This is a genomic window from Micrococcus sp. iso_229 (assembly GCF_058072725.1).
The window spans coordinates 1,552,325-1,577,808 of record NZ_CM176514.1; the positions used below are offsets into that span (position 1 = coordinate 1,552,325).

At 75.2% G+C, this 25,484-nt stretch carries 24 protein-coding genes; 8 read left to right on the forward strand and 16 right to left on the reverse strand.

All coding sequences use genetic code 11. From position 1 onward, the window contains the following. Positions 1–648 carry a CpaB family protein gene (locus AC3RKA_RS07140; protein ID WP_002854857.1) on the reverse strand — a complete coding sequence of 216 codons (648 nt, stop codon included), beginning with the start codon at positions 646–648 and terminating at the stop codon, positions 1–3. Between the two features lie 224 nt (positions 649–872). On the opposite strand from AC3RKA_RS07140, the gene AC3RKA_RS07145 reads away from it, so the two are divergent. Next, positions 873–1,097 (forward strand): helix-turn-helix domain-containing protein, encoded by a 225-nt coding sequence (locus tag AC3RKA_RS07145; protein ID WP_002854861.1) that lies wholly within the window; start codon positions 873–875, stop codon positions 1,095–1,097. Between the two features lie 15 nt (positions 1,098–1,112). Here AC3RKA_RS07145 and AC3RKA_RS07150 read toward each other — a convergent pair whose 3' ends face one another. Beyond that, on the reverse strand, positions 1,113–1,670 hold the full coding sequence (locus AC3RKA_RS07150) for a hypothetical protein (protein ID WP_002854862.1): 558 nt from the start codon (positions 1,668–1,670) through the stop codon (positions 1,113–1,115). 155 nt (positions 1,671–1,825) lie between these two features. Between AC3RKA_RS07150 and AC3RKA_RS07155 the strand changes: the two genes are divergently transcribed. Further along, positions 1,826–2,578, forward strand: a complete 753-nt coding sequence (locus AC3RKA_RS07155) for a LysM peptidoglycan-binding domain-containing protein (protein ID WP_002854864.1) — start codon at positions 1,826–1,828, stop codon at positions 2,576–2,578. 50 nt (positions 2,579–2,628) lie between these two features. Continuing rightward, positions 2,629–3,141 carry an Rv3235 family protein gene (locus AC3RKA_RS07160; protein ID WP_036334342.1) on the forward strand — a complete coding sequence of 171 codons (513 nt, stop codon included), beginning with the start codon at positions 2,629–2,631 and terminating at the stop codon, positions 3,139–3,141. Positions 3,142–3,228: 87 nt separating this feature from the next. Here the strand turns inward: AC3RKA_RS07160 and secA are convergent, their stop codons facing one another. The 12 genes from secA to AC3RKA_RS07220 all read right to left on the reverse strand — a co-directional run bounded on the left by secA (position 3,229) and on the right by AC3RKA_RS07220 (position 18,340). After that, entirely contained in the window at positions 3,229–5,964 is a 2,736-nt protein-coding gene (gene secA, locus AC3RKA_RS07165) for a preprotein translocase subunit SecA (RefSeq protein ID WP_145032872.1), read from the reverse strand. 174 nt (positions 5,965–6,138) lie between these two features. Then, the gene (hpf, locus tag AC3RKA_RS07170) at positions 6,139–6,816 is read right to left on the reverse strand and encodes a ribosome hibernation-promoting factor, HPF/YfiA family (RefSeq protein ID WP_002854870.1); all 678 of its coding nucleotides are present in this window, start codon (positions 6,814–6,816) and stop codon (positions 6,139–6,141) included. A gap of 149 nt (positions 6,817–6,965) precedes the next feature. Next, the gene (locus AC3RKA_RS07175) at positions 6,966–7,763 is read right to left on the reverse strand and encodes a ComF family protein (RefSeq protein ID WP_049158897.1); all 798 of its coding nucleotides are present in this window, start codon (positions 7,761–7,763) and stop codon (positions 6,966–6,968) included. Positions 7,764–7,871: 108 nt separating this feature from the next. Further along, positions 7,872–9,617: an LpqB family beta-propeller domain-containing protein gene (locus AC3RKA_RS07180; RefSeq protein ID WP_489727033.1), complete on the reverse strand. Its 1,746-nt coding sequence runs from the start codon at positions 9,615–9,617 to the stop codon at positions 7,872–7,874. Further along, complete coding sequence (gene mtrB / locus AC3RKA_RS07185) at positions 9,614–11,539, reverse strand: MtrAB system histidine kinase MtrB (RefSeq protein WP_489727034.1); 1,926 nt, start codon at positions 11,537–11,539, stop codon at positions 9,614–9,616. The genes AC3RKA_RS07180 and mtrB overlap by 4 nt, the downstream gene beginning before the upstream one ends. A gap of 4 nt (positions 11,540–11,543) precedes the next feature. Continuing rightward, entirely contained in the window at positions 11,544–12,224 is a 681-nt protein-coding gene (mtrA, locus tag AC3RKA_RS07190; protein ID WP_060775403.1) for an MtrAB system response regulator MtrA, read from the reverse strand. A 152-nt stretch (positions 12,225–12,376) separates the two neighbouring features. Then, on the reverse strand, positions 12,377–13,492 hold the full coding sequence (locus AC3RKA_RS07195; RefSeq protein WP_489727035.1) for a hypothetical protein: 1,116 nt from the start codon (positions 13,490–13,492) through the stop codon (positions 12,377–12,379). Beyond that, positions 13,485–13,874, reverse strand: coding sequence for a chorismate mutase (locus tag AC3RKA_RS07200; RefSeq protein ID WP_002854878.1), 390 nt, complete (start codon positions 13,872–13,874; stop codon positions 13,485–13,487). The genes AC3RKA_RS07195 and AC3RKA_RS07200 overlap by 8 nt, the downstream gene beginning before the upstream one ends. Before the next feature lie 9 nt (positions 13,875–13,883). After that, positions 13,884–15,020 (reverse strand): tRNA 2-thiouridine(34) synthase MnmA, encoded by a 1,137-nt coding sequence (gene mnmA / locus AC3RKA_RS07205; protein ID WP_431794366.1) that lies wholly within the window; start codon positions 15,018–15,020, stop codon positions 13,884–13,886. Positions 15,021–15,059: 39 nt separating this feature from the next. Next, positions 15,060–16,262 (reverse strand): aminotransferase class V-fold PLP-dependent enzyme, encoded by a 1,203-nt coding sequence (locus tag AC3RKA_RS07210; protein ID WP_206480903.1) that lies wholly within the window; start codon positions 16,260–16,262, stop codon positions 15,060–15,062. 37 nt (positions 16,263–16,299) lie between these two features. Continuing rightward, a complete protein-coding gene (locus AC3RKA_RS07215) occupies positions 16,300–16,989 on the reverse strand; it encodes a potassium channel family protein (RefSeq protein WP_002854886.1) in 690 nt (229 codons plus the stop codon). Further along, positions 16,982–18,340 (reverse strand): TrkH family potassium uptake protein, encoded by a 1,359-nt coding sequence (locus tag AC3RKA_RS07220; protein WP_489727036.1) that lies wholly within the window; start codon positions 18,338–18,340, stop codon positions 16,982–16,984. Before AC3RKA_RS07220 ends, AC3RKA_RS07215 begins: the two co-directional genes overlap by 8 nt. A gap of 65 nt (positions 18,341–18,405) precedes the next feature. On the opposite strand from AC3RKA_RS07220, the gene folP reads away from it, so the two are divergent. The 5 genes from folP to AC3RKA_RS07245 are packed head-to-tail and all read left to right on the forward strand — an operon-like array spanning position 18,406 to position 23,179. Beyond that, the gene (gene folP / locus AC3RKA_RS07225; RefSeq protein WP_065573437.1) at positions 18,406–19,398 is read left to right on the forward strand and encodes a dihydropteroate synthase; all 993 of its coding nucleotides are present in this window, start codon (positions 18,406–18,408) and stop codon (positions 19,396–19,398) included. Next, positions 19,395–20,186, forward strand: coding sequence for a pyrimidine reductase family protein (locus AC3RKA_RS07230; RefSeq protein ID WP_489727037.1), 792 nt, complete (start codon positions 19,395–19,397; stop codon positions 20,184–20,186). The genes folP and AC3RKA_RS07230 overlap by 4 nt, the downstream gene beginning before the upstream one ends. Then, a complete protein-coding gene (locus tag AC3RKA_RS07235; protein ID WP_363739232.1) occupies positions 20,183–21,139 on the forward strand; it encodes a J domain-containing protein in 957 nt (318 codons plus the stop codon). The genes AC3RKA_RS07230 and AC3RKA_RS07235 overlap by 4 nt, the downstream gene beginning before the upstream one ends. Before the next feature lie 38 nt (positions 21,140–21,177). Next, positions 21,178–21,738: a tRNA (cytidine(34)-2'-O)-methyltransferase gene (locus AC3RKA_RS07240; protein ID WP_002854896.1), complete on the forward strand. Its 561-nt coding sequence runs from the start codon at positions 21,178–21,180 to the stop codon at positions 21,736–21,738. 7 nt (positions 21,739–21,745) lie between these two features. After that, the gene (locus AC3RKA_RS07245; RefSeq protein ID WP_002854898.1) at positions 21,746–23,179 is read left to right on the forward strand and encodes an anti-sigma factor; all 1,434 of its coding nucleotides are present in this window, start codon (positions 21,746–21,748) and stop codon (positions 23,177–23,179) included. Between the two features lie 62 nt (positions 23,180–23,241). Here AC3RKA_RS07245 and AC3RKA_RS07250 read toward each other — a convergent pair whose 3' ends face one another. Both AC3RKA_RS07250 and AC3RKA_RS07255 read right to left on the reverse strand, forming a co-directional pair. Continuing rightward, entirely contained in the window at positions 23,242–24,021 is a 780-nt protein-coding gene (locus AC3RKA_RS07250; RefSeq protein WP_489727038.1) for a PIG-L deacetylase family protein, read from the reverse strand. Further along, positions 24,018–25,298 carry a S1C family serine protease gene (locus AC3RKA_RS07255; RefSeq protein ID WP_489727039.1) on the reverse strand — a complete coding sequence of 427 codons (1,281 nt, stop codon included), beginning with the start codon at positions 25,296–25,298 and terminating at the stop codon, positions 24,018–24,020. The genes AC3RKA_RS07250 and AC3RKA_RS07255 overlap by 4 nt, the downstream gene beginning before the upstream one ends. Positions 25,299–25,484: the final 186 nt, after the last annotated feature.

Genomic DNA, 25,484 nt, shown 5'->3' on the forward strand with positions numbered 1-25,484 from the left:
TCAGCGCACCCCGTGGGCCGGCACGAGGGTGACCCGCGCGTCCTTGACCTTCGCGTCCACGATGCGCGGCAGGGTCTCCTCCGGTGCCAGCAGCTGCACCCGGGTGGTGCCCGAGCCGCCGAAGCCACTCTGCTCCGCCGTGACCTCGGAGATCTCGAGCGCCTCGGCCAGCCGGGCCGGGTCCGCATGGCCGCGGCCTCCCTCGGCGGGCATGGCCACCCAGACGTCCACGCGGTCCCCCACGCCCACGCCGGACGGCAGCGGCTCGTCCAGGGCCACCCCGACGGGACGACGGCCGTCCGGGTCCGCGTCCACCAGTGCCGCCGCCGGCAGCAGCTCGCCGGCCCGGACCGTCCCGGAGACCATCCGCCCCTCGGGCGCCGGAGCATCGGCGCTGAGGTACCGCTCGCCGGCCTCGCTGAGGTTCACCTCCACGGGCCGCAGGTCCCCGGCCGCGATGGGCGTTCCCGGGGGCAGGTCCTCCGCGGCCGTCCAGTACGCGGCGGTCCGCTGCGAGGAGGCGACCAGCGCCACGACGCCGGCGATCGAGGCGAGGACGAGCACGAGACCGACGAGGAGCCGGGGATCCCGCCAGCGGGGCCGGCGCAGACGGCCGCCCTCGGCGGACGCGGACATGGTCGTGGACACCGGATGTTCCCCCTTCGGACCGGCCTCTCGGGCCGCCGCGGCCCCGGCACCCCGTCGGTGTCGGCCCCTCCGCGCTGCGCCCAGGGTAACCGCCGCTGCCGTGGATCGCCGGATCCGCCGCGTGCGCTGTGGAAAAGTGTCGCCTCGGGGTGATCCCGGGGTTGAATGGGTCGACGTCGTGGGCCGACCGCGACCGTCCTGGACGCCTCGACCGAAGGAGCACCGTGCAGCGCTTTCTCACCCTGACCGATGTCGCGGAGACCCTGAACATCTCCGGTCAGGCCGCCCGCGCCCTGGTCCGCTCGGGTGAGTTGCAGGCCATCCAGGTCGGGGGCCGCGGCCAGTGGCGCATCGAGGTGTCCTGGCTCGAGGACTACGTGGAGCGTCAGAAGGAAGTGACTCGCGCCCGCGTCCGGGAATGGACCGAGGCGGACGCGAAGGCCCGCTGAGCCCACACGATCTGCTCAGGCAGGACGCAGCGCGGTCCGGACCGTCCCCAGCGCCCCGAACGGGATGATGAGCCGCCCGCGGACGGCCGCGGCCCGCCGGGCCTCATCCCGCGGGTGGCGGGCGATGTCGAGGTGATCGCCGCCGACCCGGTCCACGGTGCCCTCCGCCAGTGCCGCGCCGAGGCGCCCCGTCACTGCCACCGGCTGGCGCGTCCGCGCGATGCCGCGCAGCACCGTCCCCCAGCCGGCCGCAGCGAGCTCGGGCGCGAGAGCGGCCCGGGTCAGGTCGGCCTCCACGGCCGCCACGCAGTCCACCGCGACGATCGCCGATCCCGAGCCGTCGACGTGCACGCCGACCCAGCCCTGGCCCACCGTGTGCACCACTCCGTCCACGGCCTCGCCCCAGGCCAGGTGGAGCCGGACCTGCCGCCCGCGGGCTCCGCGCAGGCGGTCCGCCAGGGACAGCGCCATCCACTCCGCTCGGGTCAGCTCCGCGGCCTCGGCCACCGTCTCCTGCCATCCGAGGTCGACCCAGTGCGCCTCCAGGTCGTCGAAGAGTCCGTTCCACCGCATGCGCTCAGCATAGGAGGCTCAGCAGCCGTGCCGGGCATCGTCAAACATCATCAAACATCACTCTTGACACCCATCGGGCCGTGCAGTTCACTGTGGTCATCATCACCGGCCTGATCGCGGGATCCCGGCCGGACGAACGCACAGGAGGGGAATCCATGGAGCGCACGACATCACCGGCCGGCCCGGCCCCGACCCGGCCGGTCGACGCGGCGGACGCCGTCGGCCTCACCGTCCTGCTTCTGGCCGGACCCGGCCTGCTCGCCTGTGCCGCGGCGCTGCTGCAGACGGACCCCAGCGCGCCGGCGGCGGAACTGACCCGCGTGCTGGGCCTCGGTGCCGGTCTCGCGGGGCTCGGACTGCTCGCGTGGTGGGCGGTGGGCCTGCTCGGGCTGGCGCTTCTCGCGCTGGGGCGCCGTGCGGGTCGGCCGGCCTGGGCCCGCCTGGGCCGGAGCCTCACTCCCGCCCTGCTCGGACGCGTGGCCGGCGCCGTCGTCGGTGCCCAGCTGCTCGCGGCGCCGGCCGCGTGGGCGGACACGGCTCGTCCCGTGCCGGACGCCTCCTGGACCGTGGCCGCGTCCCCCGCGCACGCCACCGGCGTCGAGGCCCCGGCGCCGGACGCCGCGTGGACGCCCCGGCCCCCGGCGCCGGCCCCGCCGGGTGCCGGCACCGGCCGCGCAGATCCGGACCACCCCACCGTCACCGTCCGGCGCGGCGACTGCCTGTGGCACCTCGCCGCCGCCGAGCTCGGCCCGGACGCGACCCCCCGAGAGATCGACGCCCGGTGGCGCCGCTGGTACGAGGCCAACCGGCGAGTGATCGGCGACGACCCGCACCTGCTGCTGCCCGGCACCGTGCTGACCTCTCCCGTGTTCGCCCCGCACGCCGGCGTGGACGGACCACGGCCATGACATCCACGACCCTGCACTCCCCCGCTTCGCCTCGTCCTCAGGAGACCGCCATGACCGCCCTCGCCACCCGCCCCCGCACCGCTTCCGCCCGGCGCACCGCCGACACCCTCCTCCACGGGCCCGCCCACAGCCCCGCGGTCCTGCCCCGCGGGGAGGAGATCGCCCGGCGCGCCCGCACCGAACAGGGGCGCGAGGAGCTGCGCCGCGTCCGCTCGCTCGCCGCCGTGATCGCCGTCGCCTGCGTCGAGGTCGAGACGGGCCGCCGTGCCCTGCGGGACCTCTCCGCCTGGCTCTCGCCCGAGGTCCTGGACAAGTTGACCCGTCGCATGGAGCTGCTGGGCGCCGTCGCGCCGACCGGGCCCGGTCGACGACCCGCCGCGGCCGTCCCGCCCCGGGCGTCCGCGTCCGCACCCCGCCCGGTGGGCGCCCGCGTGTGCGAGGTCGCACCCGGCCGGGTGGAGGCCAGTGCGACGGTGCTGTGGGAGGGCCGGGCCCGGGCCTTCGCACTCCGACTCGAGCGGCGGCTCAGCCGGTGGAAGGTGACGTCGGTCGAGATCGGCTGAGCCGGATCGTCCCGTCGGACTGACGATCGAGGGCCCGGAGACCAGGAGGTCTGCGGGCCCTCGTCCTGCGTCGTCGCGGGATGCCGGTCAGCCGCGGCGGCCGCGGCGCTCCGCCTGACGGCGGGAGCGGCGGTTCGTGCCCGCCGCGACCGTGGCGCCGGAGTCCGTGCCACTGCGGGTGACCGCACTCTGCCCGTCCTCGGACGGACCGGTGAAACGCAGCTGCGCCGGGCGCTGCGGGGCGTCGATGCCCTCCACCGAGATCTGCGGGGCCATCGTCACGGCGCGGGCGTCCTGGACGCCGGGCAGCGACGTCGGCGCGGGGGCCGCACTGATCTGCGCCTGGAACAGCGTGCGCACGGCGTCCTCGCGGATGGCGGCGAGCATGTTCTGGAACATCGTGTAGCCCTCGCGCTGGTACTCCACGAGGGGCTCGCGCTGGGCCATCGCGCGCAGCCCGATGCCCTCCTTGAGGTAGTCCATCTCGTAGAGATGCTCCTGCCAGCGGCGCCCGATGGTGGCGAGCACCACGCGACGCTCCGCCTCCCGCAGCGCCTCAGATCCCACCTGCGCCTCCCGGTCCTCGTACGCCAGGAGCGCATCGGAAACGAGTTCGCGCTTGAGGACCTCGGCCTTGAGCCGGCCCCGGCCGCCGACCTCGTCGAGGACGTCCTCTTGCGAGATGCCCACGGGGTAGAGCTCTGCCAGGTCCCGCCACAGCTGGTCGAGGTCCCAGTCGGTGGCCTGGCCCTCCTCGGTGGCCGCGTCCACGATGTTCCCGACGGCGTCCTCCACGAAGCGGCGCACCCGGTCCTGCAGGTCCTCCCCCTCGAGGATCGAACGGCGGTCCGTGTAGATGGCCTCGCGCTGGCGGTTCATCACGTCGTCGTACTTGAGCACGTTCTTGCGCTGCTCGGCGTTGCGCCCCTCGACCTGCGCCTGCGCGTTCTGGATCGCCTTCGAGACGAAGCCGAACTCGAGCGCCATGTCGTCCGGGATCGACGGGCTGTTCATGATCCGCTGGGCCACACCCGGGTTGAAGTTGCGCATGAGCTCGTCCGTGAGGGAGAGGTAGAACCGGGACTCGCCCGGGTCGCCCTGACGGCCGGAACGACCGCGCAGCTGGTTGTCGATACGGCGCGAGTCGTGGCGCTCGGTGCCCACCACGTACAGGCCGCCGGCCTCGATGACCGCGCGGTGCGCGTCCTCCACGGCGGCCTCGGCCTGCGCCAGCACCTCGGGCCAGCGGGCCTCGTACGCCTCCGGGTCCTCGGCGGCGTCGAGGCCCAGCTCCTGCATGCGGGCCACCGCCGTGAACTCGGCGTTGCCGCCGAGCATGATGTCGGTGCCGCGGCCGGCCATGTTGGTGGCCACGGTGACGGCGCCCGGGCGGCCGGCCTGCGCCACGATGGCGGCCTCGCGCGCGTGGTTCTTCGCGTTCAGGACCTCATGGCGGACGCCGCGCTTGGCCAGCAGCGTGGAGAGGTACTCGGACTTCTCCACCGAGGTGGTGCCCACCAGGACCGGCTGGCCCTTCGCGTGCCGCTCGGCGATGTCGTCGACGACGGCGTCGAACTTGACCTTCTCGTTCTTGTACACCACGTCGTTGCGGTCCACGCGCTGCCGCTCCCGGTTCGGCGGGATCACGACGACGCCGAGGCCGTAGGTGGACGTGAACTCGGCGGCCTCCGTCTCGGCGGTGCCCGTCATGCCGGCGAGCTTCTCGTAGCCGCGGAAGTAGTTCTGCAGGGTCACCGTGGCCAGCGTCTGGTTCTCGGGCTTGACCTCGACGCCCTCCTTGGCCTCGATGGCCTGGTGGAGCCCCTCGTTGTAGCGGCGTCCCTTGAGCACGCGGCCCGTGTGCTCGTCGACGATCTGCACCTCGCCGTCGAGGACCACGTAGTCCTTGTCCCGCTTGAACAGCTCCTTGGCCTTGACCGCGTTGTTCAGGAACTGGATGAGCGTGGTGTTCTGCGTCTCGTACAGGTTCGTGATGCCGAGGTGGTCCTCGACCTTCTCGATGCCGGGACCGAGGATGCCGACGGTGCGCTTCTTGTGGTCCACCTCGTAGTCCGTGTCCGCCTCGAGTCGGCGCACCAGCCGGGCGAACTCGCCGTACCACCGGTTGGCCTCGCCCTGGGCGGGGCCGGAGATGATCAGCGGGGTGCGGGCCTCGTCGATGAGGATCGAGTCCACCTCGTCGACGATCGCGTAGTGGTGTTCACGCTGCACGAGCTCGTCGAGGGACCAGGCCATGTTGTCCCGGAGGAAGTCGAAGCCGAACTCGTTGTTCGTGCCGTAGGTGATGTCCGCGGCGTACTGCTCGCGCCGTACGGCCGGGGTCTGGCCCGCCACGATGACGCCCGTCTGCATGCCGAGGAAGCGGAACACGCGGCCCATGAGGTCGGCCTGGTACGAGGCGAGGAAGTCGTTGACCGTCACCACGTGCACGCCCCTGCCGGACAGCGCGTTGAGGTAGGCCGGAGCGGTGGCCACGAGGGTCTTGCCCTCGCCGGTCTTCATCTCCGCGATGTTGCCCTGGTGCAGCGCGATGCCGCCGAGCAGCTGGACGTCGTAGTGCCGCTGGCCGAGCGTGCGTCCCGCGGCCTCCCGGACCGCGGCGAACGCCTCCGGCAGGAGCAGGTCCAACGACTCGCCGTCCGCATGCCGGGCTCGGAGCGCGTCCGTCTCGGCGCGCAGCTCCGCGTCGCTGAGCGCCCGGAAGTCGTCCTCGAGGAGGTTCACGGCGTCCACCGTGGCCTGCATGCGCTTGAGGACGCGATTGTCCGAGATCTTCAGGACGCGGTCGATGATCGAAGGCACTGGTTCTCTGCTCCCTTGCGGTGTGGCCGGGGCGGGACGGGGTGCCCCTCGCGCTCGGCCGTGGCGCGGTCTCCGGGACAGTGTACGGGCCGAGTCCGGACGGGCCGCGGCGCCCGTCCCGGAGGGGAAGGGCGCCGCGGCGTCAGCAGGTCGTGGTCGACGTCGGCGGGGCGGTCAGTCCTCCCGCGCCTGGTAGGCCCGCTCCCCCTCGGAGGCGGAGACGTGATCCTGCGGGAGGGACTCGTCCAGGCGGATCACTCCGTAGCTCCAGCCCCGGCGGCGGTAGACCACGGAGGGCACGCCGGTCTCGGCGTTCTGGAAGAGGAAGAAGTCATGACCCACCAACTCCATCGCGTCCACGGCCTCGTCCACGCTCATGGGGGTCGCGGGGAACGCCTTCTGGCGGATGCGCACCGGGGTGCCCACCTCGGGGGCATCCTGCTCGGCGGCCTCCTCCGCGGCCAGCGCGGCACCCGACGGCGGCAGCGGCGGCACGAATCCGACCTCGCCCGCACCGCGGGAGGCGCCGAGCTTGCCGTGGCGGCGGTCCTTGCGGCGGTCGCGCATGCGCCGCAGGCGCTCGGTCAGTCGGGTGGCGGCCTGGTCGAAGGCTGCCAGCTTGTCGTCCGCGTCGGCCTCAGCCCGCACGACGTCCCGCGGGCCGCGGACCGTCAATTCCACGCGGACCGTCTCGTCCGAGTGCTTGTGGTGGGAGGCCTTCGTCACGCGGACCTCGAGCGTGTCGGCGCCCTCGGCGAGCGGCTGGAGGCGCTCGGTGCGCTCGACGACATGGTCGCGGAAGCTCTCCGGGAGCCTGAGGTTGCGGGCGATGTAGCTGACATCCATGGTCATGGCGTCCTCCTGGTCCGACTCTCACGGGTCCGGCCTCGGGAGGGGAGGTGCGCCTCGGTGTCGCGTCCGCAGGGCGGCGGCGGGTCCGAGGGGGCGACCTCCTTCCAGCCGTCGGCAGGACGGGAACCGTAGGGGCGATTCCGTGCCGTTCACCCTACCCGGGGGCCTGGCCGGGGGCCAGGCTCGGCGGGATCCCGCGGCGGGGCCACGGCCGCGAGCACGACGGCCCCGACAGGGTGCCCGCCGGCGCGGCGCACCGCCTCCGCGAGCGCGGCGAGGGTGGCGCCGGTGGTGAGGACGTCGTCCACGAGCAGGACGGGCGCGCGGGCCGGCAGCCGTCCGGCGACGACGCGCCAGTCCCGGGCCCGCCGGCGGCGCTGGCCCGCCCCGGCGCCCGCATGGGACGGGCCGCCACCCCGGAGCGTGCTCGCGCGGGGCAGCAGCCGAGCGCGGACGGCGTCGGAGACCAGCCACGGCGCCGGCAGCGCCCGGGTGAGCTCGACGAGCGGGTCGTAGCCGCGCCGTCGGAATCCGACCGCGCCGCCCGGGACCGGGACGAGCAGGGCGTGCGGTGCCCCGGGCAGGTCCGGCTCGAGGCGCGCCGCGGCGACGGTCCGGCAGAGGGCCTCGCCCAGCACGCCGCGCAGGTGCAGCGCGTGATGGTCCTTGAACGCGAGCACGGCGGCCGCCAGCGGTTCTGCGTAGCGACCGGCCGCCATCACCGGCAGGGGAGCGCCGCCGGGGCCCAAGGGCAGGGCCGGGGCGTCCTGCTCCGCCCGGAAGGGCAGGGACAGGGCGGCGGTCAGTCCCTCCGCGCAGGCCGGGCAGAGCCGGTGGCCCGGCGCCGCGCACACCGCGCACTCGGCGGGCAGGACCAGGTCGGCCAGGGCCCGACCGAGGGCGCTGAACGCCGACGCCGGGGACGGGGAGGACGGCGGGGAAGGCATGCGATGAGTCCACCGCACGCCACCGCCGTCCGGGCGCCGGGGCGGGCCGCTGTGCGGGACGGGGCGGCTGTGCAGGAATGGACGACGGGCGCCCGGCGCGGGCCCGGCTCAGTCCGGGAACGAGAGGTTTCGCACCCCGCGGTCGAGCTCCTGCGCCCGCCACGAGGAGCCCACCAGCAGGAACACGAACTCCTCCGTCTCCGCGTAATAGGCGCCGTCGTCGCCGGCGGAGATCCCCCGCAGACCGCCCAGCGGGTTGAGCTCCCGGACGGTGCCGTCGATCGAGACGATCCGCGGCACCACGCGCTCGTCCGGCTTCTCGGCGTACGCCGAGACGAGCAGGTTCGTGTCGCCGGCCCACTCCACCGAGTCCTCCGACCCGGAGGAGGGCAGCAGGATCGGCTCGGTCAGGGCGTTCGGCACCCCGTCCGAACCGCGCACGACGCCGGACACGCGCAGAGTGGTCCGCTGGCCGTCGTCGACGAGCATCGCGGCCCGGGCCCCGCTCCGGGACAACCGCAGGTCGACGATCCGCTCGCCGGGCCGCAGCCACGTGGCCGTCACGATGCGCTCCTGCCCGCCGGGCTGGGCCGAGACGGCGCGGATCCGCGAGGTCGTCCCCCGGTCGGCCGCCCACACCCAGCCCAGGAGGTCCAGCGACGGGACGGTGAGCCCGGTGCCGCGCAGCACCTCCCGCAGGGAGCCGTCCGTGCCGGCGATGTGGACCGCCGTCCGGTCACGGGTGACGAACGCGAATCGGCTGCGGTCGCCGGACATCGTCGGGCGGACCGGATCGAGCGCGGTGACGTCCGGGGCGCCGCCCACCGGCGTGACGCTGGTCCCCTGCACGTACACGAGTCCGCCCGTCGCCGTGTCGATGCCCACCTGGACCGATCCGACGGCGGGGTCGGTCTGGACCGGGGCGGGGCTGTCGTCTCCCGACGTGGACAGCTGGGCGCCGGCGACGGTCACCTCAACCTCCTTGACCGACTGGAGGCCCGTCAGGGTCAGCTTCAGCTGCTCCCGCATGCGGTGCCGCCGCTCGGAGTCGGCCCCTTCGGCGGCCGCCTGGGTGAGGTCGACGTGGGCCACGCCGTCGTCGTCGACGGGCACCGTGGGCGCGGCCAGGTCGGTGCCGGTGCGCAGCGGGAAGGCCGTGTCCACCGCACCGGCCAGATACGGTGCCGGCCCGCGCAGTAGCGCTCGCGTCACCGCGGTCACGGTGGTGCCCCGATTGACGAACCACCGCACGTCCGGCACGACGTAGCGCTTCGCGGTGTCGTAGAAGGCGAGCTCGTGCGGGGCGAACAGCTGTCCGAACTGCGCCTGGGAGAGCAGCGTGCCGTTCTCCGTGGACGTGATCCGCATGCCCTGCGGCCGTTTCTGCACCGTGACCGCCCAGGCCCGCGTGGTCCCCGGCGGCGCGACGGTCCGCAGGCCGTACTCGTCGATCTCCGAGTCGACCTCGACCTGGATCTGGTAGTCCCCGTCGCCGTCACCCCGGGTGATGCGCGGCTCCGCCGAGTACACGAGGGTGCGCTGCCCGGGCGTCCACTGGGTGGCCGCGGGCCCGTCGAGGAACTCGCGCGCCACCGCGTAGTCGTCCTGCGGGCTCGTCCCCGCGAGCAGGAAGCCCCGGATGGCCTCCTCCGCCGTGTCCGACTCGGCGGGTCCCGGCGGATGGAACTGCGGCGCGTCGGCGGCCGCGCTGGCCCCGTCGACCGGGTCGGCGCTGCGCACTTCGGAGCTCTGGGGGATCTGGGTGCAGCCGCTGAGGGCGAGCACCAGGGCGACGATCACCGCGAAGACGGCGACACGCGGCGGGCGGGGCGGCTGTGGATCCACGGTGGTCATCGGGCCTCCTCTGCCCCGTCGTCGCCGGTCCAGCCCCCGGCAGCCGTCCCGTCGGCGGGAGGGACCATGCGCACCGGCCGGGTCGGTGCGGTCAGGGCCTGCTCGGCCTGGCGCGCGGACGTCGGGGCGTCCGCGGCCGCCGCGGCGACGTCCGCGACCGTGCCGACGGCGTCGGCGTCCGCCTCCTGCGGGACGGGCCGGGACAGGTCATCGGCGTACCGGCGGTCCGCCGTGCTGTAGCGGGGCGGAATGGGCAGCACGGAGCGGCCGATCGGTTCGGGGGCCTCCGCGCCCTGCGCGGCCGGGCGCGGCGCCCGCGGCAGGGTCACCATGAAGGTGGACCCCTCCCCCAGCTCGCCCCACGCCTCGAGCCGGCCGCCGTGCAGCCGGGTGTCCTCGGTGGCGATCGCCAGACCCAGTCCGGACCCGCCGGTGGTGCGCTTGCGTGCGGGGTCGGCACGCCAGAACCGATCGAACACGCGCTGCACCTGCTCGGGGCTCATGCCGATGCCGTGGTCCACGACGGCGAACGTGACGGCGTCCTCGTCGGCCGCCACGAGCACGTCCACCGGCCGGCCCTCGGCGTGCTCGATCGCGTTGTTCACCAGGTTGCGCAGGATCCGTTCGATGCGCCGCGGGTCGACCCAGGCGACGTGGCCGTCGGCGCGGTCCCGGTCCATGGGCACCACGTACACGGGCACGCCGATCTGATCGGCCAACGGCTGAGAGGTGAGCACGACGTCGCGGGCCAGCTCGAGCATGTCCGTGGCCTCGAGGGCCGGGGTGGCGGCGCCGGCGTCGAACCGGGTGATCTCCAGCAGGTCCGCGAGCATGGCCTGGAAGCGATCCACCTGGTGGTAGAGCAGCTCGGTCGAGCGTCGATTGACCGGGTCGAAGTCCTCGCGCGAGCCGTACAGCACGTCGGCCGCCATCCGCACGGTCGTCAGCGGCGTGCGCAGCTCATGGGAGACGTCCGAGACGAACCGCTGCTGCATCTGGGACAGCTGGGCGAGCTGGCCGATCTGGTCCTGGATGCTGTCCGCCATCCGGTTGAAGGACGTGCCCAGGCGGGCCATCTCGTCCTCACCGTCGACCGGCATCCGCACGGCCAGGTTGCCGCTCGAGAGGGACTCGGCCGCCCGGGCTGCCTGCTGCACGGGCCGGGTCACCCGCCGCGAGACCCACCACGAGACCAGCACGTTGATCACCAGGAAGCCGACGCCGAACACCAGCAGCACACCGAGCACCGAGTCGAGCGAGCTCTGGACGTCGGCGAGGTCGTAGACGAGGTAGAGCCCGTAGGTGGCACCCGGGGGCAGCACCACCTGGGCGCCGAACACGAGGCCGGGCCGGGTGCCGCCGCCGGGGTCCGGCAGCGCCACGCTGACGTCGTACACGCCCGGCCCGGAGGCGACCGCGTCCTGCAGCTCCTGGGGGATCACCACCGGATCGAAACCGGCGGAGGAGATCGTCCCCACGTACGCGGACTCGGAGTCCGGCAGCGGGGCGAGGTGGTAGCGGCGGCGGATCGTGGTGCCCGAGTCCCCCTCGAGGGCACGCAGGGTCTGGGTCACCAGCACGTCCGTGCTCTGCGCGTCCGTGGCGGTGGTCTGCGCGAACGTCTCGCGCACCTGGCTCAGGCCACGGCGGGCCTCGGCCTGGACCTGCTCGTAGCGGGCCTCGAAGAGGGCCTGGGTGATCTGCTGCGTCAGGAACGCGGCGACCACGAGTCCCGCGAGGATCGAGAGCAGGGCCGCGAGCACCGCCGTGCGCAGCCGCAGGGACCGGCGCCACCGGCGGCGCAGCGCTCGCCACGCGGGGCCGGGGACCCACGACCGTGGGCGGCCGGCGGCGGGCTCGACCGGCTCGGCGCCGGCCTCGGCCGCCGGGGCCGCGCTCAGACCCGGGCCGGGCACAGTCATGCGCTCAGCCCTGGCCGGCCTTGTACCCGACGCCGCGGACGGTCAGCACGACGCACGGGTTCTCGGGATCCGGCTCGACCTTGGAGCGCAGGCGCTGGACGTGGACGTTCACGAGCCTGGTGTCGGCCTGGTGCCGGTAGCCCCAGACCTCCTCCAGCAGCATCTCGCGGGTGAAGACGTGGCGCGGCCGCCGGGCGAGGGCCACGAGGAGGTCGAACTCCAGCGGGGTGAGGGCGATGCCGACCCCGCCGCGGGTGACCTGGTGGCCCGCCACGTCGATCTCGAGGTCCCCGATGTGCAGGACCTCCGCCGGCTTGGCCTCCCCCTCACGCAGGCGGGCCCGGACGCGGGCCACGAGCTCGGCCGGCTTGAACGGCTTGGGCACGTAGTCGTCCGCACCCGACTCGAGGCCGCGCACGACGTCCGCCGTGTCCGACTTGGCCGTGAGCATCACGATCGGCACGTCCGACTCGGATCGGATGAGCCTGCAGACCTCGATGCCGTCGATGCCGGGGAGCATGAGGTCCAGCAGCACGAGATCGGGGCGCTCGCGGTGGAACGCGGGCAGTGCGGAGGTGCCGTCCGCGGCGAACGCCGGCTCGAAGCCGTCATTGCGCAGGACGATGCCGATCATCTCGGCCAGCGCCTCGTCGTCGTCCACCACCAGGATCTTGGCCTTGCCCATCCTGACCTCCTCGTCAGCGCTCCCCCCGGCGCCGCGAGCGGGACCGGCCCCGGGCACAGGAAATTTTCAGGATCAGCCCGATGATACCCGCCGGGCGGGCCCGTCCACGGCGGACGACGCCGGAGGTCGCCCCGGTCCGTCGGGGCGGCGGCTCAGCTGCGCAGCTCGGCAAGCCGTGCGGCCAGCTCCTCCGCGTCCCGCCGCAGAGTGCGGAGCACGGCGGGGTCGTGCGACCCCGCCGCCGTGAGGCCGACGTCGCCCACCCGTCCGGGGTCCACCCCCAGCCGGTCCCACGTGCGGACGACGTCGACCGGGCGCACGCCCGGTGCGGGGGCCAGGGTCAGCCCGCGCCCGACGTCGGCCCAGCCGGCCGCGGCCTCCCACGCCTCGCGGGTGCCGGGCGAACCGTCCGCGCCGTCGTCGAGGGGGCCCACGCCCACCACGAGCGAGACCGGGGCCGGGGCGGGCGCGTCCGCAGCTGCGTCAGGCCTGGGCAGGGACTCTCCCGTCAGCGCCGCCAGCGCGGCGGGCCCGGGCAGCTCGGCCCCCGGGGAGGCGGCCCGGCGGCCCGGCGCGAGCCACACCCGGGCGACATCGGGCAGGGCGGTGAGCCCGTCGAGGGCGGCGCGCCACAGCCCGCGGGCCTCCTCGCGCGGCAGCGACCGGACGGTGCGGTACCCGCTCGCGGTGGGCAGGGTCCCGGCGAGGACGGCCGCCGCCCACGGCTCGTCGACGACGACGCCGAGGCGGGCCGCCCCGGTGGCCCTTCGGAGGCGGGGCAGGGCGTCCTGCAGTCCCTCGAGATAGGACTCGGCGACGTCGCGGCGGGCGCCGTGGTCGCCGAGGACGCGCTCTCCCCCGGGCAGCCAGAGGCCGGCGAGCAGGCTGAGCGGGCCGCGCACCCGCACGGCCAGACGTTCGACGACGGCGCCCTCGTCCCCCGCGGTGTCCGCCCAGCGGTGTGCGTCCTCGCGCCAGAGGGAGACGGCGCGGCGTCGGTCACGGCCGGAGCCGGCGGCCCCGGGCGGGCTGACCCGCCAGCCGTGCGGCTGCAGGTCGACGGCCAGCTCCTGCAGAAGGGCGGCCGAGCGGCCGGTGGCGTCGGCGCCGGGTCCGCGATCGGGCAGCTCGGGGAGCACCGGCCAGTGGTCCGCGCCGAGCTCGCCGAGCGTGACGCGCTGCGCCTCGGCGACGTCGGTGCCGCGCCACGGCGTGCCGCCGAGGGCGACGGGGCCGGTGGCGCCGTCGTCGTGGGCGGCCTCAGTCATCCGCGTCCCCGGAGCCCGCCCCCGGCTCCGCCTCGGCGTCCGGCCGACCCTCGGCCGCCAGCGCGCGGTGGTGGCGGATGACCTCGGCGATGATGAAGTTCAGGAACTTCTCGGCGAACGCGGGCTCGAGGTCCGCCTCGAGCGCGAGCCGGTGCAGCCGCGCGATCTGGGCGGCCTCACGCCCGGGGTCCGAGGGCGGCAGGTCGTGCCGGGCCTTCAGCGCACCGACCCGCTGCGTGAACTTGAACCGCTCGGCCAGCAGGTAGACGAGCGAGGCGTCGATGTTGTCGATGCTGCCGCGGATCGCGAAGAGCTCGTCGAGGACCGCCGGGTCCGCGGTGCCGGGCAGCGAGCTGGCGTGGGGGTCGTAGTCCGGGCTCATGGCCGAAGCCTACGCATCCGCGGGGGCGGACAGCCGGGCATTGCGGGCGGTGTCGATGGTGGCCTGGCCGAGCACGCGGGTGCCCCGGTACAGGACGGCCGTCTGACCGGGAGCCACGCCGCGCAGGGGGCGCACCGGCTCGATCTCCCACCCCGGATGCCCCGCCGCGTCCGCGCGCTGGCGGGCGCGGGCCTCGACGATCTCGCCGTGGGCCCGGAACTGCAGCGCACAGTCGAACCAGGCACCCGTGCGGGCTTCGGGCACCGGGGCGCCGGCCCACGACGGTCGGATGCCGGTGATGCGGTCGACGTCGAGCAGCTCACGCCCGCCGACGACCACGGTGTTCTCCTTGGGCCGCACCTCGAGCACGAACCGGGGCTTGCCGTCGGGCGCGGGACGGCCGATGGCCAGGCCCTTGCGCTGGCCGACCGTGAACGCCTGGGCGCCCGCGTGGGTGCCGAGCTCCTGTCCCTCCGCGTCCACGATGGGGCCGGGGGCCAGGTCGATGCGCTCGGCCAGCCAGCCGCGGGTGTCGCCGTCGGGGATGAAGCAGATGTCGTGGGAGTCCGGCTTCGCCGCCACGGACAGGCCGCGCTCGGCCGCCTCGGCGCGCACGAGCTCCTTGGACGGCGTCTCCGCGAGCGGGAAGAGGCAGTGGGCGAGCTGATCCGCCGTCAGCACGCCGAGCACGTAGGACTGGTCCTTCGCGTCGTCCGCGGCGCGGTGCAGCTCCAGCGAGCCGTCCGGACCGGGCCGCACGGCGGCGTAGTGGCCGGTGCAGACGGCGTCGAAGCCCAGCTCGAGGGCCCGCTCGAGCAGCGCCGCGAACTTGATGCGCTCGTTGCAGCGCATGCACGGGTTGGGCGTGCGGCCGGCCTCGTACTCGGCCACGAAGTCGTCCACGACGTCCTCCGCGAACCGCTCGGAGAAGTCCCACGTGTAGAAGGGGATGCCGAGCCGCTCACACGCGCGCCACGCGTCCGAGGCGTCCTCGATGGTGCAGCAGCCGCGCGAGCCGGTGCGCAGCGTGCCGGGCATGCGGGACAGGGCCAGGTGGACGCCGACGACGTCGTGCCCGGCGTCCACGGCACGCGCCGCGGCGACGGCGGAGTCGACTCCCCCGGACATGGCGGCCAGGACCTTCACGGGCGGACTCCTCTCTCGACGGCGGACGGGCGGTCCAGTCTAGACGCCCGGCCCCAGCAGCGTCCGCAGCGCGTCGATGAGCGCAGCCGCCTCGGCCTGCGTCGTCGTCCGGCCGAGGGTGAACCGCTGGGTGGCCCGCGCGTCGGCCTCCGTCCGCCCCGGCAGGGCCGCGACCACGTGCGACGGCTCGGCCACCCCGGCGGTGCACGCCGACCCGGACGAGGTGTCCAGCCCGGCCATGTCGAAGGAGAACAGCAGCGCGTCCGCCGTCCGGCCCGGCACGGTGATGTGGACGTTGCCGGGCAGTCGGCGCGTCCCCGGCGGCAGCGGCTGCCCCGTCGCCGGGTCGAGGTCCCGCGGCCCGGTCAGGCGCACCCCGTCCAGGGCGTCGACGGCGGCGATCACCTCGTCCCGCAGCCCGCCCAGGCGGGCGGCCTCGGCGGGCTGCTCCGCGACGGCCTCCGCCACGGCGGCCGCGAGCGCGGCGGCCAGGGCCACCGAGACCGTGCCCGAGCGCAGGCGGCGTTCCTGGCCGCCGCCGTGCACCACGGCCTCCAGCGTGACGTCCCGGCGCACGAGCAGGGCGCCGACACCCACGGGGGCGCCGACCTTGTGCCCCGAGACGGCCAGGGTCGCGGCCCCGGACGCGGCGAAGTCCACGGGAACCGCCCCGAGGGCCTGGACGGCGTCGGTGTGCATCGGGACCCCGTGGTCGGCCGCGAGCCGGGCGGCCTCGGCCACGGGCTGGACCGTGCCGATCTCGTTGTTGGCCCACATCAGCGTGGCCAGGGCGGTCCGCTCGGGCGCGGTCGCCAGCGCGGCCCCCCATGCGGCGAGGTCGACCCGCCCGTCGTCGTCGACCGGGACGAGCACCGGCTCGGCGCCCTCGTGCGCGGCGAGCCAGTCCACCACGTCGAGGACCGCGTGGTGCTCGATGCCGGTCAGCACGATCCGGGTGCGCTCCGGCGCGGCCGCGCGGCGGGCCCGGTACAGCCCCTGGACGGCGAGGTTGTCCGCCTCGGTGCCCCCGGACGTGAGGATCACCTCGGTGGGGTGCGCCCCGAGCGCCGCGGCGATGCGCTCCCGCGCCTCCTCGAGGCACAGCTTGGCCCGGCGGCCCGAGGCGTGGAGGGAGGCCGGGTTGCCCGGCAGCGCGGCCGCCTCGGCCAGGGCCGCGAGCGCGGTGGGGCGCACCGTCGTGGTGGCGGCGTGGTCCAGGTGCACGCGGTCCGGGGTGGTCACCCGGCCAGTCTAGGAGCCGCGCCGGATGTGCCCCGGCTCAGTCCCGGGCGAGGAACCGCTCGACGTCGCGGGTCGGGCCCACCAGGAGGATCGTGTCCTCGGGCTCGAGGACGTAGTGACTCGGCGGGTAGAGCCACGTGCCGCGGCTGCGGACGGCGACCACGCGCATGCCCCGCTCCCCCGCGAGCCCGGTGGCTCGCAGGTCCCTGCCCAGCAGGCGCGACGGCGGCGTGGCCCGGACCATGGCCAGGCCCGGCTCGACCTCGACGAAGTCCTGGAAGGACGTGCTGACCAGGTGAGCCACGCGGCGGCCCATGTCCCGCTCCGGGTGGACCACGTGCTCCACGCCGAGCTGACGCAGGATCTCGCCGTGGCGGTCGTCGTTGGCCTTGGCCCAGAGCTGGTGCGTCCCGAACCGCCGCATCAGGGAGGCGGTGAGGATCGAGTCGGCGAGGTCGCCGCCGATGGCGACGACGACGTGGTCCATCTCGTGGACCGAGAGCTGGCGCATCGCCTCCTCGTCCGTGCTGTCCGCGCGGACGACGTGGGTCAGCCGGCCGTTGAGCGCCTGGACGGCCCCGGGATCGGCGTCGACCCCCAGCACGTGGCAGTCGGACTCCATGAGCTCGAGGGCGACCCCGGAGCCGAACCGGCCGAGCCCGAGGACGGCCACGGTGGGGCGGTCGCCCCGGCGGGGGGCGAACAGGGAACGGGTGAGATCAGCCAATGAGGGGCCTCTCCTTCGGGTACTCGAAGTGGCGGGTGCGGTCGGTCAGGGCCAGGCTGCCGGCGACGGTGGCGGGGCCGATGCGGCCGACGAACATGAGGAACATCAGGATGCCCTGCGCGGCCGGCGGCAGCTGGGCGGTGATGCCGGTGGACAGCCCCACCGTGCCGAACGCGGACACGCACTCGAACAGGATCTGGTCGGTCGTGAACGAGGACAGGCCCATGATCGCCATCGTGGCGACGGCGATCGCGGTCGCGGAGAGCATGATCACGGTGATCGCCTCGCGGTGCGTGGTCCGGGAGAGCCGGCGGCCGAACGCATGGACGGCGCCCTCCCCCCGGATCTCCGCGAGCACGATGAACAGCAGGACGCTGGCCGTCGTGATCTTCACGCCCGAGGCGGTGCCGGCGGGGCCACCGCCGATGAACATGAGCACGTCGGTGCCGAAGAGCGTCACGGGATGCATCTGCCCGTAGTCCAGGGTGTTGAAGCCGGCGGTGCGGGTCGTGACGGACTGGAAGAACGCCGCGAGCACGCGCGAGGCCGGGTCCAGACCGCCCAGGGTCCGCGGGTTGGACCACTCGAGGACGAGGTACAGGAGCGTGCCGCCCACCAGCAGCACCGCGGTGCCCGCGAGCACGAGCCGGACCGTGAGGTTCCACCGCTCGGGTCGGCGCAGGTCTCGCCGCAGGGTCAGCACGACCGGCAGGCCCAGGCCGCCCAAGATGATCGCCGCCGCGATCGGCAGGCAGATGAACGGGTCCGAGACGAAGCCCATGAGGTTGTCGCTGAACAGCGCGAACCCGGCGTTGTTGAACGCGGAGACCGCGTGGAAGACCCCCTGCCACAGCGCCTGGCCCGGGGACATCCCCACGCCCAGCCAGAAGCGCAGGCTCAGCAGCAGCGCCACCGAGGCCTCGACGGCCGTGGAGTACAGGATCAGGGTCCGCAACACCCGCGGCACGTCCCCGATCCCCTCGGCCCGGGTGGAGGCCGCGGCGTCGAGGCGCTGGGAGAGGCCGAGCCGCCGGAGGATCACCAGCCCCAGCAGCGACGTGAACGTCATGACGCCCAGGCCCCCGAGCTTGATGAGCGCGAGGATCACGACCTGGCCCAGGGGTGTCCAGAACGTCTGGGTGTCCACGACGCCGAGGCCCGTCACCGTGGTGGCGCTGGTCGCCGTGAACGCGGCCTCCAGCGGGGTGGGCGCGCGGCCCTGATACGAGGCGGGCAGCAGCAGTGCGCCGGTGCCCGTCACGATGACGACGAGGAAGGACCCGACCACGAGCTGGGTCGGACGGATGCGGGGCCGGCGCGGGCCGACCCGCGGCGACGAGGTGGATGCCACGGGAGGGAAACATAGTCCTCCCGGGGCGCACTGTCACCGTGCGGCGCCGGTGGTTGAATGGCCGGGTGCCGACCCCCTCCGTCCCCCTCGTCCACCCGGTGCACCGGTTCGCCCACCACGAGATCGACTTCCGCCGCCGGATCGTCACGATGGCCGTGGTCAACCGCACCCCGGACTCCTTCTACGACGACGGCGCCGGCGCCGTCCTGGAGGACGCCCTCGCCCAGGCCCACGCCGCGGCGGACGCCGGAGCCGAGTGGGTCGACGTCGGCGGCGTGCCGTTCGCGCCCGGCGCGGAGCTCGACCCGGCCGAGGAGGCGGCGCGAGTGGTCCCCCTGATCGCGGCCCTGCGGAGCGGGGACGGAGCCGGGTCCTCCGAGGCGTCGCGCCGGCTGATCCTCTCGGCGGACACGTTCCAGCCGGCCGTGGCCGAGGCGGCCCTGGCCGCGGGGGCGGACGTCGTCAACGACACCACGGGACTGTTCCACGCGGACCTGGGCCGGGTGGTGGCCGCCGCGGGCGCGCACCTCGTGGTCACCCACTCCCTCGCCCACGTGCGCGGACCCCGGGCCGTGGTCCCCCGGCCGACCTACGGCGACGTCGTCACGGAGGTCCGCGACCACCTGCGGCGCACCGTCGACCGGGCCGTGGCGCTCGGCGTCCCGGAGGAGAGGATCATCGTGGACCCCGGCCACGATCTGAACAAGAACACCCGGCACACCCTCGAGATCACGCGGCGGCTGGACGAGATCGCCGCCCTGGGGCTGCCCGTGCTGGCCGCGGTCTCGAACAAGGACTTCATCGGCGAGAGCCTGGACCGGCACCGGCACGAGCGCCTGCCCGGCTCGCTGGCCGCGGCCGCGGCCTGCGTGTACGGCGGCGCCCGGATCCTGCGCATGCACGACGCCGACGCCTCCGTCTCGGCGGCCCGCATGCTCGAGTGCGTGTTCGGCTGGCGTCAGCCGGCGCGCCTGGTCCACAACATGGGTCAGGAGAACCCGCCGCCGGATCGCAGCACCCTGACCGAACACCGCGCCCGACGCGGGGTGCGGGCATGAGACGGCTGGCCGAGACCGGCCCCGGCCTGGATGACGACGCCCTCCGCGCGGCCCTCGCGGCCCCGGCGGCCGAGGACACCGGCCCCGGAGCCTGGGTCCGCGTCGTGTTCATCGCCTCCGCCGACGGCGCGGCCACCCTGGACGGCCGTGCCGGCGGGCTCGGCTCCCCCGCGGACCAGCGGCTGCTCTCGCTGTCCCGGCACGACGCCGACGTCGTGCTCGTGGGGGCCGGGACCATCCGGGCCGAGGGCTACGAGGGAGCGCTGCTGTCCGAGGAGGACCGGCGTCGACGCGCGGAGGCCGGCGGGCCCGCGGACCCGCCCGTGGCCGTGGTCAGCGGCAGCCTGGACCTGGACCCGGAGTCCGCGTTCTTCACGGCCGCCCCGGTGCGCCCCTGGATCCTCACGTCCCGGGCCGCCCTCGCGGCTGAGCCGGAGCGGGCGACGGCGCTGGCCGCGCGCGCGGACGTGCTGGCGGTCGGCCAGGAGCACGTGGACCCCCAGACCGTGGTGGGGACCCTGCACGCGCGCGGCGCCCGCGTCGTCCACTGCGAGGGCGGACCGCGCCTGTTCGGCAGCCTCGCGGCGGCCGGCCTCGTGGACGAGGTGCACCTCACCGTGGCGCCGCTGCTGGCCGGACCCGCTCCCGGCCGCGTCCTGACCGGGGAGGACGGCCCCGGCCTCCCCTCCCGGCTGCAGCTGGTCCAGGTGCTCCACGACGACGGCATGCTGTTCCTGCGCCTGCACCACGAGGGGCACGCCTCCCCCGGCCCGGACCCCACGCCGTGAGCGCGGCCGAGGAGCACCGCACCGCCTACGAGGTCCTGGGCGTGCCCCGCGACGCGACGGCCGAGGAGGTCCGGCGGGCCTACCGCCGCGCGGCCCGGGCCGCGCACCCCGACGTCGGTGGCGACCCCGCCGCCTTCCGGGCCGTGACGCGGGCGTGGGACCTGCTCGGCGATGCCGAGGCCCGGCGCCGGTACGACCTCTCGCTGCCCGGACCCGACGTCGCCCGAGCCCGCGACCCCCGCGCGCGGGCCGGATCAGGGCGGGTGAGACCGTCGGGACCGTCCGGACCCGGCGGACGTGCCGCCCGCCCCGTGCGCTACGAGCCCCCGCCCGGCGAGGCGGAGGCCGACCCGACCGTGCTGGACCTGCCGCGATCGAGCCAACGCGTCCACGGGGCACCGCGGCCGCGCGGGATCCTGCCGGACGAGCACCGAGTCCTGCGGCAGGCCCGCACCCTCGACGTGCTGCTGCGCCACGTGGCGGACGCGCTCCCGGCCGCCCGGGTCCTGACCGGGCTGCGGCTGGACGGGCGCTGGGGACGGCACCTCGACGTGGACCACGCGGTGCTGTGCGGCCACCGCCTGGCGCTGATCGGCTCCGTCATGGTCCCGGAGGGGACCTACACCTGGGACGGGTCGGACCTGCGCTCCCGGGGCCGTCCCGTGGCCCCGCCGCTGCTCGGCCCCGCGATGATGGCGTGGCAGCAGGCCCTGCCCCAGGTCACCGTCGGCGGCTTCGTGCACGTGATGACGGACCGCGACGCGCGGCACGCACCCGTGATCCGCCGCACCCGCGGCGCCGAGGCGCCGGAGGCGCAGGCCGACCTGCTCACCGCCCCGCCCGCGCCCGGGATCGCGTTCGCGCGCGAGGTCGCGCTCTTCCTGGGCACCGGCACGGACCCGGACCTCGTGGACCGACGCGCGCTCGGCGCGCTGGTCGACCGGCTCCACTGAGGCACCCCCGCCCGGCGGCGCCCCACTAGGCTGAGCGGGTGCCCGACTCCCCCACCCCACCCCGCCCGAACCCGCACGAGGGCGCCGACCGCGCCCCGGCGCCCGGCACCCCCGGCTTCCGGATCCTGCTGCTCACCCCCGAGATCCCCGGCAACACCGGCAACGCGATCCGGCTCGCCGCCCTCACGGGGGCCGAGCTGCACCTCGTGGAGCCGCTCGGCTTCGGGTTCGAGGACGCCCACCTGCGCCGCGCCGGGCTGGACTACCACGACCTCGCGGTGGTGACGGTGCACCCGGACCTCGACGCGGCGCTCGCAGCCCTCGCCCCCGCCCGCGTGCTGGCCTTCACCGCGCGCGGGTCCGTGCGGCACGACCGGGTCGCCTACCGGTCCGGAGACGTGCTGCTCTTCGGCCGCGAGTCCACCGGCCTGCCGGAGGAGGTGCTGGCCGACCCGCGGGTCACCGAGACCGTCTGCCTGCCCATGCAGCCGGCCCGTCGGTCCCTGAACCTGGCGAACGCCGTCTCCATCGCGGTGTACGAGGCCTGGCGCCAGCACGACTTCGCCGGGTCCGCTGCCCACCCCGATTCCCTAGACTGAGGCCACCATGCAGACTCCTGACGCGTCCGAGCCCCACGCCGACCGCCCCGACGACGCCGGCCAGCCCGCCCTGGACACCCTCCTGCGCCGCAGCGCCGAGGGCGATCGGGCGGCCTTCTCCGCGTTCTACGACGCCACGGTCCCGTGGGTGCACGGCCTGGCCGAGGCGATGTTCGGCCCCGGCGACGACGCCGCCGCGGCCACCGTCCGCACCTACCTGACCGCGTGGGAGGAGGCGTCCGAGGCCGGCCTCGACCTGAGCGAGCAGGACGACGCGACCCACCGCGAACGCCAGGTGTTCACGTGGCTCGAGGTCCTCGCCCACCGCGTGATGACCTCGCTGCGGCGCGCGAGCGGCCCCGCGCGCGCCGCGGGTGTGGACCGGTCCGGCCCGGCCGGCCCCGCCGCGCTGCCGGAGGACCTCGTGGACCGGGTGGACCCGGACGCGTTCGAGGCCGTGCGACTGGCGTGGCTGGGCGGCTGCACCGACCGGGAGGTCGCCGATCGGCTGGGTCTGCCGGCCGACCGGGCCCGCACCCTCCTGCGTGACGGCGTGCGGCAGGTCGTCGCGGCCCGCCGCGACCTCACGCAGGACGCCGCCCGGCCGTCCGCGCCGGCCCCGACGACCGGCCCGGCACTCGGCGCGGGCGTGCGCGAGGACGTCGACGCCGGCCGCACACTCGAGCTGGCCGACCTCGCGGCCGTGCACGCCCTCGACACGGCCGGGCACACCGCGGCGTTCTCCGCCGTGCAGCGGCGGGGCGGCGAGCTGGCCCGGTGGCGCTCCCGGGTGGACGGGGCGCGCCAGGCGGTGGCCTGGGCGTTCCGCTCCGTGACGGCCGAGCCGCCGTCGGCCCTGCTCGACGAGGTCCTGCGCCGCCTGCCCGCCCAGGACGTGGGCATGGACCTGATCGGCGACGAGTCCACCCCCGCCGGCCCGCCGCGGGACCGCCTGCGCTGGCTCAAGGTGACGGCGCTCGTGCTGCTCGCGGCCCTCGTGCTCGGCGTCGGCGGGTGGACGGTGTGGAGTCAGTTCACGCGGCCGGGCATCGTGCACCGCATCGACCAGTCGAAGGACCTGTTCACGACCTCGGAGTACCCGGCCCAGGACGGCGGGACCGTCCAGGCGTTCCTGTCTCGGGAGCAGAACAGCGGCTACCTGATGATTAGCGGGATGCCGCAGCTGTCGGAGGGTCAGTCCTACCAGCTGTGGCTCTACCCCTCGGACGGCACGGCCCCGGCCTCGCTCGGCACGTTCGACGCCAACGGCTTCGGCGACCCGGTGACCTTCCGGGGGCTGGACCGCTTCGCGGCGATGGGCATCTCCGTGGAGCCCAGCTCGGGCTCCGAGGTGCCGACGTCGGAGCCCGTCGTCGGCGTGGACCTCGACCCCACCGCGCAGACCGGCCCGCGCTACGGCGGGCGGCCGAGCAACAACTGAGTCCCCGGAGCGGAGGGGCCGACGACGCATCGCGTCGTCGGCCCTTCCCCTGTGGGGGCGGTTCAGAACCCGGCGATGGTGCTCGGACCGTTGACCGTGACCAGGTGGAACGCCTCGGCGTGGCCCGGCCCGGCGGCCGGGCCGGCGGCGTGCCGGTGGTGCTCGGCCATCTGGGCGAGCACGTGCCGCCGCATCGCGTCGACGTCCGGGTGCTGGGAGAGGTGGGCGTCGAGGGCGCGCAGCTTCTGCTCCGCCAGGCCCGTGACGTCCACGACCGTGTTCCGGCGTGCGGCGGGGGCGGCGTACAGCAGCAGGTTCCGGATCTTGAACGCCGCCAGCCCCTCCGCCGCGAGCTCCGGGTACGCGTACGGGTTCTCGACCGCCGGGTACGCGGCGCGCACCACGGCCTCGCCGCAGGCGAGGTGGTCCGGGTGGGCGGCCTGCATCCGCTCCCAGTCCCGCTCCGGGTGGGTGCTGAGGACGACGTCCGGGCGGACGCGGCGCATCAGCGCCACGAGCTTGCGGCGCACGCCGTGGTCCGGCTCGAGGTGTCCGTCGCGCTCGCCGAGGAAGTGGACCTCGGCGGCACCGACGACGGCGGCGGCCGCGCGCTGTTCGGCGTGCCGGCGGGCGGTCATCGCCTCGGGGCCCTCCGAGTCGAAGCCGCCGGCGTCCCCGTCCGTCACGATGCACAGCTCGATGTGCAGCCCGGCCGCGCGGAAGCCGGCCAGGGTGGCGGCGGCCCCGAAGTCGAGGTCGTCCGGGTGGGCGCCGACGGCCAGCACCCGGCGCCAGCCGTGGTGGGCGGCGAGCGCGGCGGGGGTGGTGAGCGTGGTGGTCACGAGCGGGTGTCCTCCGTGAACGTCACCTCGGTCTTCTGCTCCGCGCCGTCGCGGAGGTAGGTGACGTCCACCGACTCTCCCACGCGGTGCTCGCGGACGACGGCGGTGAGGGACTCGGAGTCGATCACCGCGCGGTCGCCGACGGCGGTGATCACGTCGCCCTCCTTCAGCCCGGCCGCGTCGGCCGCCGACCCTCCCACGACCTGCTGGACGCGGGCGCCGTCGCTGAACACGGTCTGAGCGTTCTCGCCGCCGCCCTGCACCTCGGCGGGCTCCGGGGTGACGCTGACGCCGAGCATGGCGTGCGTGGCCTCGCCGTGGTCGATCAGGTCCTGCGCGATCCGCTGGGCGTAGTCCACGGGGATGGCGAAGCCGACCCCGATGTTGCCCGCCTCGCTCTGGTCCTGGCCGGCCGAGGCGATCGCGACGTTCACGCCCACGAGGCGGCCCTCGGCGTCGACGAGCGCTCCCCCGGAGTTGCCGGGGTTGATGGCGGCGTCGGTCTGCAGCACGTTGATGTACACCTCGCCCTGGGTGCCCTGCGGGGTGCCGGGCAGCTGGAAACGGTACTGATCGGTGCCGGAGGACGAGCCGGAGCTCTCGCCCTGCGACGGGGGCGCCTCGGAGGACGCCACCGCGATGGTCCGGTCCAGGGTGGAGATGATCCCGTCGGTCACGGTGTTCGGCAGGCCCAGGGGGGCGCCGATGGCCACGGTCTCGTCCCCGACCTTCAAGTCCCCGGACCGGCCGATCTGGATGGGGGTGAGGTCCGGGGCGTCGATCTTGATGACGGCCAGGTCGGACAGCGGGTCGGTGCCCACGACGGTGGCCGCGTAGACCTCCCCGTCCGAGGTGCGCACCGTCAGCTCGGCGTCGTTGGCCTGGCCGCCGAGGGTGACCACGTGGGTGTTCGTGAGGATGTGCCCCTCCGTGTCCAGGATCGACCCGGAGCCGGAGCCGGAGGCGGAGGCCGACGTCGCGGAGATGGTCACCACGGAGGGCAGCGCCGTCTTCGCGGCGTTCCCGACGGCGGTGTCCGCCACGGGCTGTCCCCCGGCCTCGGCCGAGGTGCCCGTCGCCGACGAGGACGCGGAGCTCGCGGCCTCGGACGCGGCCGCGCCGCCGTCCTCGGCGACCGCGCAGCCGGAGAGCCCCACCACGAGCACGGCCGCGGCGAGCAGGCCCGCCCCGGCACGGGCGCGGGCCTGGGGGCGGGGACGCGCGACGGGGCGGTCCGTCGGCACGGGGGGCTGGGTGGGGGCTGCGGTCTGGTCCACGGGGTCCTCGCTTCGGGTCGGGCCCCGGGCGGTCGACACGGCCGCCCGTCGTCTTGCGGACGCGCGCCCCGGGGCGCGTCCATGCTGACGTGCATGGCTGAACGCCGCCTGGACGTCGGCCGAACATCCGCTCCTCCGACGGTCCCGGCCGCGCGGGATCCCTGGTGCCCGATTCCCACGCCGCCC